12 protein-coding genes are annotated in these 13174 nt (G+C 56.3%); 5 read left to right on the top strand and 7 right to left on the bottom strand.

The window, feature by feature from the left end:
- Window positions 1-93 precede the first annotated feature (93 nt).
- From BXY66_RS09940 to BXY66_RS09930, 3 genes are all read left to right on the top strand, one after another.
- Window positions 94-948: an outer membrane protein assembly factor BamD gene (locus tag BXY66_RS09940; protein ID WP_132859953.1), complete on the top strand. Its 855-nt coding sequence runs from the start codon at window positions 94-96 to the stop codon at window positions 946-948.
- 36 nt (window positions 949-984) lie between these two features.
- A complete protein-coding gene (recN, locus tag BXY66_RS09935) occupies window positions 985-2631 on the top strand; it encodes a DNA repair protein RecN (RefSeq protein WP_132859952.1) in 1647 nt (548 codons plus the stop codon).
- 98 nt (window positions 2632-2729) lie between these two features.
- Window positions 2730-4418 carry a chloride channel protein gene (locus BXY66_RS09930; RefSeq protein WP_132859951.1) on the top strand — a complete coding sequence of 563 codons (1689 nt, stop codon included), beginning with the start codon at window positions 2730-2732 and terminating at the stop codon, window positions 4416-4418.
- A 6-nt stretch (window positions 4419-4424) separates the two neighbouring features.
- Here the strand turns inward: BXY66_RS09930 and BXY66_RS09925 are convergent, their stop codons facing one another.
- From BXY66_RS09925 to metF, 7 genes are all read right to left on the bottom strand, one after another.
- A complete protein-coding gene (locus tag BXY66_RS09925; protein ID WP_132859950.1) occupies window positions 4425-5078 on the bottom strand; it encodes a DUF3299 domain-containing protein in 654 nt (217 codons plus the stop codon).
- A gap of 33 nt (window positions 5079-5111) precedes the next feature.
- Window positions 5112-6356 carry an ABC transporter permease gene (locus BXY66_RS09920; RefSeq protein ID WP_165929145.1) on the bottom strand — a complete coding sequence of 415 codons (1245 nt, stop codon included), beginning with the start codon at window positions 6354-6356 and terminating at the stop codon, window positions 5112-5114.
- Window positions 6353-7036 carry an ABC transporter ATP-binding protein gene (locus BXY66_RS09915; RefSeq protein WP_132859949.1) on the bottom strand — a complete coding sequence of 228 codons (684 nt, stop codon included), beginning with the start codon at window positions 7034-7036 and terminating at the stop codon, window positions 6353-6355. The genes BXY66_RS09920 and BXY66_RS09915 overlap by 4 nt, the downstream gene beginning before the upstream one ends.
- A 42-nt stretch (window positions 7037-7078) precedes the next feature.
- The gene (locus BXY66_RS09910; protein ID WP_132859948.1) at window positions 7079-7420 is read right to left on the bottom strand and encodes a DUF427 domain-containing protein; all 342 of its coding nucleotides are present in this window, start codon (window positions 7418-7420) and stop codon (window positions 7079-7081) included.
- Between the two features lie 94 nt (window positions 7421-7514).
- Complete coding sequence (locus tag BXY66_RS09905) at window positions 7515-9323, bottom strand: aminopeptidase P family protein (protein WP_132859947.1); 1809 nt, start codon at window positions 9321-9323, stop codon at window positions 7515-7517.
- Window positions 9324-9431: 108 nt separating this feature from the next.
- Window positions 9432-9926, bottom strand: coding sequence for a PaaI family thioesterase (locus BXY66_RS09900; protein ID WP_132859946.1), 495 nt, complete (start codon window positions 9924-9926; stop codon window positions 9432-9434).
- Window positions 9927-9996: 70 nt separating this feature from the next.
- Window positions 9997-10863 carry a methylenetetrahydrofolate reductase [NAD(P)H] gene (metF, locus tag BXY66_RS09895; protein ID WP_132859945.1) on the bottom strand — a complete coding sequence of 289 codons (867 nt, stop codon included), beginning with the start codon at window positions 10861-10863 and terminating at the stop codon, window positions 9997-9999.
- A gap of 98 nt (window positions 10864-10961) precedes the next feature.
- On the opposite strand from metF, the gene BXY66_RS09890 reads away from it, so the two are divergent.
- Window positions 10962-11867, top strand: a complete 906-nt coding sequence (locus BXY66_RS09890) for a LysR family transcriptional regulator (protein WP_132860411.1) — start codon at window positions 10962-10964, stop codon at window positions 11865-11867.
- A gap of 154 nt (window positions 11868-12021) precedes the next feature.
- Window positions 12022-13053, top strand: coding sequence for a Hint domain-containing protein (locus tag BXY66_RS09885; RefSeq protein WP_132859944.1), 1032 nt, complete (start codon window positions 12022-12024; stop codon window positions 13051-13053).
- The last annotated feature ends 121 nt before the right edge of the window (window positions 13054-13174 follow it).

Below are 13174 nucleotides of genomic sequence, written 5' to 3'. Positions count from 1 at the left end.
GACGCCAAAGGCGTTTTGCACCGCAATTTTCTGTGCTAACAGCTTGTCCTAGGGCGGGGAATTGCCGTCAGGAAGATCAAGAGGTTGAGCACTATGGCAGGCATCAAGACACGCGTTCGCATTGCCGGATCGATTCTTGCCTTGATGGTGGTCACTGCGTGTGGAGATACGACAACGGATCGTGTCAAACGCGGCGACTTCTCCCTTGACGGATTCACAGCTGAACAGATCTATGGCCGCGGCGAATGGGAACTTGGTCGAGGTCGCGGAGAGGATGCGGCGTTCTATTTCTCGGAGATCGAACGTCTGTATCCATACTCGGAGCTGACCGAGCGTGCGATTATCATGCAGGCTTTCAGCTATCACCAAGAGAAGCTCTATCCTGAAAGTCGCGCGGCGGCTCAGCGGTATATCGACTTTTTCCCGGCGTCGGAGGATGCGGCCTATGCGCAGTATCTTCTTGCGCTTAGTTACTATGATCAGATCGACGAAGTCGGCCGCGATCAGGGGCTGACTTTCCAGGCTCTGCAAGAGTTGCGCAAAGTGATCGAGATCTACCCCGACACCGAATATGCTCGTTCTTCAATTCTCAAATTTGACCTAGCGTTCGACCACTTGGCATCCAAAGAGATGGAAATCGGCCGCTATTATCTTCGTCGGGATCACTACGGCGCGGCCATCAGTCGTTTCCGCGTTGTCGTCGAGGACTTCCAGACCACAACGCACACGGCAGAGGCGCTGCATCGTTTGGTTGAAGCCTATTTGTCCATTGGTCTGACAGCGGAAGCCCAGACAGCTGGTGCAATTCTTGGACACAACTTCCAAGCCACAAGTTGGTACGAGGACAGCTACAAGCTTTTGACCGGGCGTGGCCTCGAACTTGAGGCGGCAAGCGACGGCTGGTTGAAACAGGTTTACCGCCAAACGCTCAAGGGCAAGTGGCTGTAAGGGGCAGCAAGGCTTTGCCTTGCGGATTGGCTGACGATGCTGCGCGCGCTTGATATTCGAGACATGCTGATCATTGACCGGTTGGAGCTCGCCTTCCAGCCGGGCCTGAATGTGCTGACCGGTGAAACTGGCGCGGGCAAGTCAATCTTGCTGGACAGTTTGGGCTTTGTGCTGGGTTGGCGTGGACGCGCGGAACTGGTCCGCGCAGGGGCGGAGCAGGGCGAGGTTGTCGCCGAGTTTGATTTGCCCAGCGGGCATCCTGCACACGCGATTCTTGAAGACGCCGGAATCCCGGGCGGTGATGAGCTGATCTTGCGTCGTGTGAACCGAGCTGACGGCCGAAAAACGGCTTGGGTCAACGATCGCCGGTGTTCGGGCGAGGTGTTGCGACGTCTTTCGGAAACCCTGATTGAGCTGCATGGACAGCATGATGACCGTGGTTTGCTGGACCCGAAAGGTCACCGTGCGCTGTTGGATGCGTTCGCGGAGACAGAAGGCGCTCGGCGGGACGTGCGGAGCGCATGGTCCGCCTTGGGAACGGCACGCAAGGCTTTGGCAGACGCGGAGGCCGAGTTAGAGGCCGTGCGTTCTGAGGAAGATTTCCTGCGCCATGCAGTCGGCGAGTTGGATCAACTTGATCCGCAACCCGGCGAGGAAGCGGATCTGGATGCGCGTCGACGCATGATGCAGGGGGCGGAGAAGGTCCGCGAGAACGTTGCGAGGGCTCATGACATGATGGGCTCAGGTGGCGCCGAGGGGGCGATAGGGGACGCTCTTAGATGGTTGGAGAGCGCTTTGCCTGAGACCGGAGATCATCTGACCGCTCCGGTGGCCGCTTTGGAGCGAGCTCTCAACGAACTCGGAGACGCCGTTGATGGCGTCCAGAGGACTTTGGAGGCTCTCGAATTCAACCCGCATGAGCTGGAGCAAACGGAGGAACGTTTGTTTGCGATCCGGGCACTCGCTCGGAAACATGATGTCGCCCCTGATGTGCTGGGCGAGTTTGCCGAAGAATTACGAAATCGTCTCGCGGCTTTGGACGCGGGCGAAGGGCATATCACGTCGCTGAAAGATGAACTTCGTAAAGCTCAGTCGGATTACGAAACGGTTGCAGAAGCACTGAGCGCAATGCGTCGGGCTGCTGCGGGGAGGCTGGACGCGGCGGTGATGTCAGAACTTGCGCCATTGAAAATGGAGCGGGCGGTCTTTGAAACGCGTGTTGAACGCGCCGAGGCGGGCCCAGAGGGGCAGGACCTTGTTGAATTTGTCGTGGCCACCAACCCTGGAGCGCCGGCAGGACCGCTTGGAAAGATCGCTTCGGGCGGGGAATTGAGCCGGTTTCTTCTGGCGCTGAAAGTGTGCCTGACTTCCGAAGATCAGGGAATAACCATGATCTTTGATGAAATTGACCGCGGAGTGGGCGGAGCGACCGCGGACGCGGTTGGTCGGCGTTTGAAAGCTTTGGCAGATGGCGGACAGGTATTGGTCGTGACTCACTCTCCGCAAGTTGCTGCTTTGGGTGCACATCATTGGCGCGTCCAGAAGCGCATTGTAGACAACATCACTTTGAGTGAGGTTGTGCCGCTGGCACCGGAAGCGCGAGTAGATGAAGTCGCACGCATGTTGTCTGGCGACACCATCACCGCTGAAGCACGTGCTGCCGCCAAGTCGCTTTTGGGCTAAACGCGCGAAAAGGTGAGTGGTTTTTGAGGGTTTCCTCTTTGCGCCTGCCTGCAAATCGGACTAAACCGGAATAAGAACTCCGAAACCGCCGAGGCACTATGGCGAAGTCCGTTGGCTCGTTCCTGAAAGAAAGCGCGCATGAGGCGGCAGAGACCTGTCGCGGCGGGTGGCGTGTGCTGGTGGACAAGGGGCCAAGCCAGTTCCAGTTCTGGCTAATAGCATTGGGCATCGGGATTGCCGCAGGGTTTGCCGCTCTGGCCTTCCGCAAGGGCATTCATTGGCTACAATCAACGCTCTATGGCACTGAAGACCTGACGCAGTTGCACACTTTTGCAAACACTTTGCCATGGTTCTGGTTGCTCGTCATTCCGACGGTTGGCGGGCTTGTTGTCGGTATCATTCTTCACAACTTCACGCCAGACGGCCGGGTTCGTTCGGTCGCGGACGTGATACAGGGTGCGGCTCTGTATGAGGGGCGTGTTGAGCGCAAGGCCGGTGTGGCCTCGGCTTTGGCGTCTCTGATCACTTTGAGTTCCGGTGGCTCAACCGGGCGGGAGGGACCCGTTGTTCACATGGCTGGCGCGATCGCGACGTGGGTCAGCGATCGTATCAAGGCGGACGGGATCACTGGGAGAGATCTGCTCGGCTGTGCTGTGGCAGCGGCGGTTTCGGCATCTTTCAACGCGCCCATAGCGGGCGCATTGTTCGCTTTGGAAGTGGTCCTGCGCCACTTTGCTGTGCATGCATTTGCTCCCATTGTCATCGCCTCAGTGGCGGGTACAGTGATCAACCGGCTGGAGTTCGGGGACGTTACGGAGTTTACGCTGCCTACGGCAACGGCGTTGCAGTTTTATCAGGAACTGCCAGCGTTTCTGATGCTGGGTGGTTTATGCGGACTGGTTGCAGTGGCTCTTATGTGGACGATCTTCTGGTCCGAGGACATGGCTAGCCACTTGCAGGAAGACCTGCGTATACCTCGCTGGCTCCGCCCTGCAATCTCTGGTGCCTTACTTGGCGGGATCGCCATTTACTTTCCGCATATCATCGGAGTTGGGTATGAAACCACTTCTGCTGCACTCACCGGACAACTCGTTTTGCACGAAGCTGTGGTGTTTGCGGTTCTGAAGGTTATAGCTGTGTCGATCACAATGGCCGGCCGCATGGGGGGCGGAGTGTTTTCTCCCGCGCTCATGGTCGGAGCGTTGACCGGTTTGGCTTTTGGTCTGATTGCCACTGCGATTTTCCCCGACGTTTCGGGAACCACCACGCTTTATGCGCTTGCGGGATTGGGGGCGGTTGCCGCCGCTGTGTTGGGAGCGCCGATTTCCACAACACTTATCGTGTTCGAAATGACGGGAGACTGGCAAACGGGGCTGGCTGTGATGGTTGCCGTGTCTATCTCCACGGCGCTGAGTTCGCGTCTGGTGGATCAATCGTTCTTTTTGACCCAACTGGAACGGCGCGGAGTGCACATCGCAGCTGGACCACAAGCGTATCTCTTGTCGATTTGTTCAGTTGCGGGTGTCATGCGATCGCAGAGTGATCCTAAGGCCGCGCCCGAAGAACGGTGTTGGGAAATGGTTGCCGAAGGCAGCTATGTCGATGCCAGCGCCACATTGGAGAGTGTGATGCCGATGTTCGAAGCTTCGGGTGCCGCGTTTGTACCTGTGGTGACGCTTGGCGGAGAAGGGCAACCTCCAGAGCTATTGGGGGCAGTGTTTCACGTCGATGCCTTGCGGGCTTTCAACAAGGCCCTCTCAGATACCGCTGCGGAAGAGCATTCCTGATCCGGCTTATTCGGACGCCGAATAGAGTTCGACGGATGTCGCATTCATCGTGTATGTGACGTCTACATTGGTGTTGCCATCCACCAACCAAAGCGACTTTTGTTGATAGTCACTGACGAGTTCCCCAGAAAGCCAGATGGGTGTGTAGAGGCCCTTCGTTTCGAAGCCTTCAGGATAGGAAACGTGGACAATCTGGTTCGCTGGAGGCGGCGGCGTATGGATGCAAGCCCCCACCGTCGGAACCAACAGAAAATCGACAGCCCGCCCGTCCTTGATCTCCAGTGGAAGCAAGTATCCCGGGATCCGAATGTTTTTCCCGACCACCTCTTCGTTCGGCGCGGTAGCGTCGTTCATGCGAACGTTCATGATCCGCTCGCGTTCTGCGAAAAGGAAATCCACATCCAGCCCGTCTGCGATGAGTTCCTGTTCCAAAATTTGGGCGTCTTCCGCTGCCGTAGCGTCGGTTCCCGTGTCCGCAAGTGTCCGCAATTGCAATAGATGCGCCAGACGATTCATTTGCTTGCTGGAAAGCGCTTCAAACGGGTTTTCGTATGGGGTGACAGGCGGTGCAAGATCAGACCACCCGACGGCCTGTGGCTCGGAAGCCTGTGCGATTGATGCCACCAACACAAATGCCGCAGGGATTAGGAATTTTTTCATTGCCGCCTCATTTTCCAAACGCACTGAAACCAATCATAAACGGGCCGTCAACCCGTCGGACAAAGTCGTGCGATACACCCGCCATGCTGGCAGAAGGCTTGCCAAAGCAGCAAAACAAAATACCGCGAGCACTATCAGCATTTCGTGGGCGCTGAAGGCGGCCAATTGCAACCGAAAGCCGAAGTTTGCGGACAGGATCGGGTTGGCAAGAAAGACTGCTACAGTCAGGAGCAACAAGCCTAGCAGAATTCCCATAAGCGCCATCATCAGGGCTTCCGAGACAATCAAACCAAAAACTGTTCGCGGAGCGGCGCCGACTGACCGCAGGATGGCAAACTCGCGACGACGTGCCTCCAGAGCCGCTGAGAGCATCACCACCATGCCGATCAAGCTCGCAGCAGCCACCGCGATCGACATGAGTTGTAGGGCGCCTTCTGCGGTGCCTGTGATTGACCAGAGCTGCAGGAGGGCCACGTTTGGCATTACGGCACTAAGCGCCTCATCGGACTCGGTCTGCAAGGCACGCTGAATTCCGAGGATCGCCGTCCGCTGCGAAAGTCCTAAAAAAACGGCGTTTATCTGTTGAGGGTGTTCCTGTGTTTTCGCATCAGCCGCAGAAGAGAAGGGATCGGCCGCAGGCTGGCGATATCCTTCGTGCAGGGCGTCAAAGCCGTTCGTGCTAATGAAGACCATCCGATCAACAGCAGTGCCGGTGGGTTTCAGAATACCGGAAACGGAAAATGGCGCATCGTCGTGCATCTCGAAGGAAACCGCTCCTGCGCCGTGAGCATTCACCAGCGAGTCACCGATGCCGTAGCCAAACCGGACCGCCACTTCGCTGCCAATGACAGCTTCATCACCTGTTCCGAATGGCCTGCCGTCCGAAAACATCAATTGACTTCCGCCGCTGTGGCGGAAGTGCTCGAAATAGCTGGGCGTGGTTCCTATCACCGGATAACCGCGATGGTTGTCGCCCATCATCAATGGAACCGTCCAGCCAACTCCGGGCATCCGGGAAATTTTTTCGTAGCTCTCCCATTGCATGGCAGTGCCCGTGGAGCCGACACCGAATACAGTGGCCATCAATATCTGAACGTCATTACCGCGCGGGGCAATAATCAGGTCGATACCCGAAGCAGTGTTGGCAAATGAAGCGCGAGCGCTGTCGCGCAGCCGTTCCACCCCAAGAATAAGAGCAATCGCCATTGCCAATGAAAGGACTGTGAGAGCGACGACCAGACGGCGGTTCCAAAGACTTTGGAAGGCATAAACAATCATCGTGCCACCACCGCTGCATTTATGTCTGTCATGTGCACGGTCCGATCAAAGTGCCGTTCCAAGCCGGGATCATGACTGACCACGAGAAGAGATGCGCCGGTTCGAGCTGCCTCGGCGCTCAGCAATTCCATAAATCGGTCCTTTGCCTCTGGATCGAGTGCAGAGGTTGGTTCATCCGCCAACACCAATTCCGGAGCGCCGATCATGGCACGTGCCGCAGCGACGCGCTGTTGTTGACCGATACTTAGTGTGCCGGCTTTCGAGTCCGCTTGATCTTGCAAACCCAAAGCGTCGAGGAGGGCAGTCGCAGTTGTTGTGGCCGCATCGGACAGGCGTCGGCGTCGGACAGAAGAAAACCTGCAGGGCAAAAGAACATTGTCACGGGCAGAGAGCCAAGGGATCAGATTGAACACCTGAAAGATCAAGCCGATATGGTCCGCGCGAAATGCGTCACGCTGCGAACCCGCCAATGCGCCCAAGTCTTGTCCTGCAATGCGCACACAGCCACCGGGAACGTCGATCACACCGGACAGTGCTGCCAGTAGCGTTGATTTTCCGCATCCGCTTGGCCCGCGTAACAAAACGCGTTCACCTGCATTCACAGTAAAGGATTTTATGTCGAGAACCGGTTGCGAGCTTCCGGGCCACGTGTATCGCAGATCGATCAGTTCAACTGTCATAACCTGATTTGTCGGTCACTGACTTGCCTACGTCAACAGGGATCAGACACGCTCAACGGCGACGAGGTCAGTCGAATAAAACGCGATGTGGTCCTTGATACTCTCGACTGCCTCAATTGGCGTTTCGTAGCTCCAGGCGGCGTTCTCGATCGTTTGGCTTTTGGTCACAATCGAGAAATAGGATGCGTCGCCTTTGTACGGACAATGCGTGCTGTGTGCACTTTCGTCCAGAAACGCCATTGCGATATCTTCACGCGGAAAATAGATCACCGGCTCGTAGTCACCTTCGCTGAGTTCCAGCGCGTTGCTGCTTTCGCCAATAACGGCACCGCCAGCGCGGATTGTCCAGTTGCCGGGTGCTTTGCGTATTGTGATCCGTGTCATCGTATTCCCCTCGGTCGCGTCCTTGTCGTCCGCCTTCTATCCCCGCGCAATGTATCAGAACTATGTCAGCGGGCAGTCTGTCCAGAACGCTCTTTTACAGTGGAGCGGTGGCTTGAGCCAACCATAACCGCGCGTCGCCAACCAGTCTTGGCTCCAAAACGTGACGGCATGTCTCGTGATAGGCGTTAATCCAGTCGACCTCGGCGGGTGTCAGCATGTGCAGGGTGATCAGATTGCGGTCGATCGGAACGAATGTGAGCGTTTCGAATTGGAGCATGTCGCGATGTCTGTCGCTGTCGGCCGTCGACGGGGCTTCGTCTACGACAACAAGGTTTTCGATACGAATGCCAAACTCTCCCGGACGGTAATAGCCAGGTTCGTTTGACAGGATCATGCCTTTTTCCAAGGGCACATGACCTGCCCGTGACAGTCGTTGTGGTCCTTCGTGCACGCACAGGTAAGCTCCGACGCCGTGCCCTAAACCATGGTCGAAGTCCTGGCCCGCGTTCCAGAGCGGCGCGCGCCCAAATGCTTCCAGATGGCTGCCAGCGAGCCCGACCGGCCATCGCAGTTTCGAAACGGCAATCATGCCCTGAAGAACGCGGGTGAACGCTCGCTTGGCTTCTTCGTTTATGTCACCCACGGCGAGAGTGCGTGTTATGTCGGTCGTGCCGTCGCGGTACTGACCTCCGCTGTCCAGAACAATCAGGTCGCCTTCCTTTAACTGACGATTGGTGTCTTCGGTCACGCGGTAGTGCATGATCGCGCCGTTGGGGCCGGCTCCGGCGATGGTGTCAAAACTGATTTCGAGAAGCGCGTTTGTTGCGCGTCTGCACTCTTCGAGTTTTGTGACAAGGTCAATTTCTGTGAGTGTTGTTTTGTCCTGTGCGTCGAACCATGAGAGGAAGTTCGCAACAGCGCTTCCGTCCCGCAGATGGGCTTCGCGCATACCCGCGATCTCTGTGGCGTTTTTGCGCGCTTTTGGAAGGGCGCACGGTGCCGGACCAAAAACCGTTTCTATTTCCGCGGCGTCGAGTGCAGTTTTGACGGCGACAGGGACGCTATCTTTGTCCAGACGCACAGGGCCTTCTTTGCCGGACAGTTTGGTTGCAAGTGAACCCCAGAAACTGTGTTGATCATGTAAACGGACCTCGGCGCTCAAGTGGTCTTTGACGTCTACAAGTTTTTGAGGGTCCATCCAAAGATCTACGTGCCCGTCTGCGTGCAAAGCGGCGAAGCCTTGGGCGAGCGGATTGCGGGCAATGTCGGCGCCTCGAATATTCAGCAGCCAGCAGATTTCGTCGGGCAACGTGATAACTGCAGCGCTGTGCCCATCCTTTTTCAAGGACTTAGCAAGGCGCATTCGTTTGTCTTGGTGCGATTCGCCGGCAAATGAGAGCGGCTGTACGACGGCCGGTTCCGACGGTGGAGCGGGACGGTCCTCCCAGATGCGGTCAATCAGGTTTTCCGAGGCAACCAGTTCAACAGCGGATCCTTCCAGAGCATCTTGAATCGCCGCAATTTGCCCTACGGTATAGAGTTTTGGATCAAATCCAACGCGACCAGCCTTGAGTGCTGCCCTGATCCAGGGCCCGGGCAGCACTTCTGGCCAATTAACCGGGGTGAAGCAATCAGCGACCTGTTCGCGCACCTGCGTGCGGTATCTGCCGTCAACAAATACGCCTGCTACGTCAGCCAGTACAACGCAGAACCCTGCGCTGCCAGTAAACCCCGTCAGCCATGAAAGGCGCTCATCACATGGCGCTACATATTCGCCTTGATGGGCGTCCGCACGGGGGACCAGAAACCCATCCAACCCTCGTGCTGACATAACCTCACGCAAGCTGGCAAGGCGAGCTGGTCCAAATTCCGGATTGGCAGATGTGGTGAAGTTCTGAAACATGGGCTTGGCTCCTTGGAATTGCGCCAGTGTTACGCGTGACAACGGCCAAGGCCAATGCCTCGAAGATCTAGAAGTGACGAAAACCCGGAGATCCGCCAGCTTTGTCGTTCAGCGTTTGGGCCCATCCATCACAATGCAGGTGGTTGAGCCCGTCGCATATAGGCGTTTGTCTTCTTTCCCACGGATTTCGCCAACCGCAACGCCGGTTGATCGACCACTGTGTTGCACCTTGCCAACGGCATGTACGGTGGTGCCAATCGGAATGGGGCGGATGATGTTCACTTTGTACTCGAGCGTTGTGTAGATTTGCCCAGCCTTAAGGGTGGTTTGTACGGCACAGGCCATGCAGCTGTCCAAAATTGTGCCATACCAGCCGCCGTGTACGGTTCCCAAAGGGTTCATGGTGCGGAACTCAGGTGTGCCTTCGAACGTGACCATGCCTTCTTCGGCTATGATGGGGCGAAACCCCAAAGCCTGTCCGATAGGAGGTCCCGCAACGCGGCCTTCGATAATGTCACGCATGAATTCCAGACCCGTTTTGGACAGGACCGTTTCCAGAGTTGCCAGATCATTGGGGCTTTCGGCGTAGTGGTGTTGCGTCATAAAAGAGATCTCCCGCGTTAAACGCAGGAGGCCGGATTTGGACTTTCGCCGCAAGTGGCCGAATGGCGTGTTACGCCACGTTTTCCAACCGAACCTGAGGCGTAACCCCCAGCGCATGGCATACATCGCGGGTCAGCTCCGGACGATTGAGCGTATAAAAATGGAGCGCCTCAACGCCTTCTTCCAACAAGTCGGAACAGAGTTCTGTGCAAACGGCGGTCGCCAGCAGATCCTCGCGGTTGTCTCGAGTTGCCTTTTCAAAAGCGTCTTCAAGCCAGGTTGGCACGGTTGTACCGCAGCGCTTCGCAAAGTTGCGAGCGCCTTTCCAGTTTTCGATAGGCAGGATGCCAGGGACGATGGGGGCATCAATCCCGGCATCAGCACACGCATCGCGGAAGCGCAAAAAACTATCCGCTTCGAAAAAGAATTGCGTAAGTGCCTCGGCAGCTCCCGCGTCTATTTTCCGTTTCAGCCAATCTATGTCCGCTTTCATGTCAGAGGCTTCGGGGTGTTTTTCGGGGTATGCGCCTACGCGAATGGTAAAATCACCTGTCGCAGATAATGCCTCGATCAACTCCACTGAGTTTGCGAAACCATCGGGATGCGGTTCGAAACGGTTGGCGCCCTTGGGCGGATCTCCTCGTAGAGCGACCAATTCGCTTACACCGGAAGCAGCGAAGCCGCGTGCAATTTGGAGGGTTTCGGTTTTGGATGCGTTCACGCAAGTGAGGTGTGCTGCGACGTTCAGGCCTGAAGACTTGTGCAGAGTTGCCACCGCGTCACGGGTCAGGTCTCGTGTTGTGCCACCGGCACCATAGGTCACCGAGACAAACTTCGGGTCGAGCGGAGCCAATGCCTGAACAGTGTCCCACAACCGAAATGACGCTTCCAGATTTTGAGGAGGGAAGAATTCAAACGAAACTTGAGGCGTGGTCATAATCGGCGATCCTTAACTTGCGGTTGTCCTCAAGTCCCATAGATGGCAGTTTTAGGCAAATTCATAATCCTCAAGAAGGTCATGAGCTTCACATGAAGATGCACATCGAATTTCGACACTTGCGCACGGTGCGCGCCATTCACGAATGTGGCGGATTGGCCCGTGCCGCGGAACAACTCAACATCACGCAATCGGCGCTGTCCCATCAGGTCAAAGGGCTTGAGGAACAGGCCGGGGTCGAACTTTTTGTGCGTAGATCAAAGCCGATGAAGCTGTCCGCAGCCGGGTTGAGGTTGCTTCGGTTGGCCAATCAGGTTTTGCCCGAAGTCGAAAAGCTTGAGGCGGAGTTTAACGGACTTCGCGATGGTCGATCAGGGCGCTTGCACATCGCAATCGAGTGTCATGCCTGTTTTGAATGGCTTTTCCCGGTATTGGAGCAGTTTCGCAAGGATTGGCCGGACGTGGATGTGGACATCAGACCGGGCCTTGCGTTTGACGCGATGCCAGCTTTGCAAAAAGAAGAAGTTGACCTTGTCGTCAGTTCCGACCCGGAAAACCTGAACGGGGTTTCGTTTTCGCACCTGTTTGACTATGCGCCCGTTTTTGTTGCGTCTGCAAATCATCCTTTGGCCCAGAAAAGCTGGATAGACGCCGAGGATTTTCGGGGCGAAACCCTGATTACGTATCCCGTGGAACGATCCAGATTGGATGTGTTCTCGCAACTCTTAACTCCGGCCAAGGTCGAACCCGGATCCGTCCGGCAGGCAGAGTTAACGGCAGTAATTTTGCTGTTGGTGGCCTCCAATAGAGGGGTTTCTGTACTGCCTGACTGGGTGGTGCGAGAGGTTAAGTATTCATCAGACTACGTCACAAGACCCCTTACAAATCAGGGGCTTACTCGACAACTCTTCGCGGCGACGCGCGATGAAGATCTGGAAAAGCCCTATATGCAGGATTTGATCCGACTCGCAGGCAAAGAGGCGCGCCGTTTGCAAGGTGCGTAACCCTTTATTGACGATTATTTGCGTATTCTCCCCCTGACGCTGGCTGTGTCCTTGCGGCATGAAAGGTCAGTTCTGTTCTTACTAGGGGGAAGGGATGGATTGTTTGTGAGGCGCCTGTCGGTGGCTCGCGGTCCATGCCTTTGTGCAAAGTTACATGCCAACGACGTTCAACGTTATCTCTATTGGTCAATTGGCCGACATCGATACGACCGAAGGTAACAACACTGCGGAAAACGCCAGTGCTCTGGTAGGGATGACCTTCGGAGGCGAAGGCGACGCTTTGGTGAATGATTTTGTGGAACTCTCGCCGGTCGGTGATCCCGGTTCCTTCTACAACATGAACAACTCGCCCAACGATCAATTCAGCATTGATGGCGGTCCCGCTCAGACGTTTGATGCGACGTCGGTCTATAACGCGACAATCACGTATATTGACGGAACGACAGCGACGTTCACGGCAGTTGTCATGCAGGACACGGACGGCAATACCTACATTGCTCCGGAGTTTTCAAACAATGCGGATCAAGCCGCGCTTGAAGCGGGCGCAATCCGTTCGATTAGTTTTGATAGTCTGCTTGGGAATTCTTACACCGGAACAACGGCAAATCGCGAAGAATGGGATTTCGTCCCCTGTTTTACGGCGGGCACGGAAATCGTCACTCACAAGGGTATGCGCAAGGTCGAGGACCTCGAGCCGGGTGACCTCGTTCTGACCATGGACCACGGATATCAGCCGGTTCGTTGGACCGGCAAAAGGACGGTGCCGGCGCGAGGGACGATGGCGCCCATTCAATTCGAGCAAGGCGCGATCGGAAACGATGTGCCGCTCCGCGTGTCACCGCAACACCGGATGCTGGTGACTGGCTGGCGAGCAGAAGTGAACTTTGGCGAGAACGAGGTTCTTGTCCCGGCTGTCGGCATGGTGAACGGAGAAAACGTCCGACAGATCGAAGGTGGTCAGGTGACGTATGTCCACATCATGTTTGACAGTCATGAGATCGTCTATGCCGCAGGTGTGCCTAGCGAGAGTTTCATGCCGGGTGAGATTGGCCTGACCGCGATGGGGCAGGACGTACGCGAGGAGATTTTCGCAATTTTCCCCGAACTCGAGGAAGAAGGTTTGGCGGCTTATGGCACGGATGCGCGACCGAGCCTGAAGGCCAGCGAAGGATATTTGCTGCACTAACTCCGGAAATCCCGCAAGGGAGAGGGCGGGGGCAAGCGGGGATGGTCAAGCCCACCCGACCGGTCGCGCACTGCGACCCGCCCGACGAAAAGCAAACGGCACCGATATACTCGGTGCCGTT

The sequence above is a fragment of the Shimia isoporae genome, assembly GCF_004346865.1.
In the GTDB taxonomy this organism is placed as follows: Bacteria; Pseudomonadota; Alphaproteobacteria; order Rhodobacterales; family Rhodobacteraceae; genus Shimia; species Shimia isoporae.
Note: the sequence above shows the minus strand (reverse complement) of the source record. Positions and strands in the feature narration are given on the sequence as shown.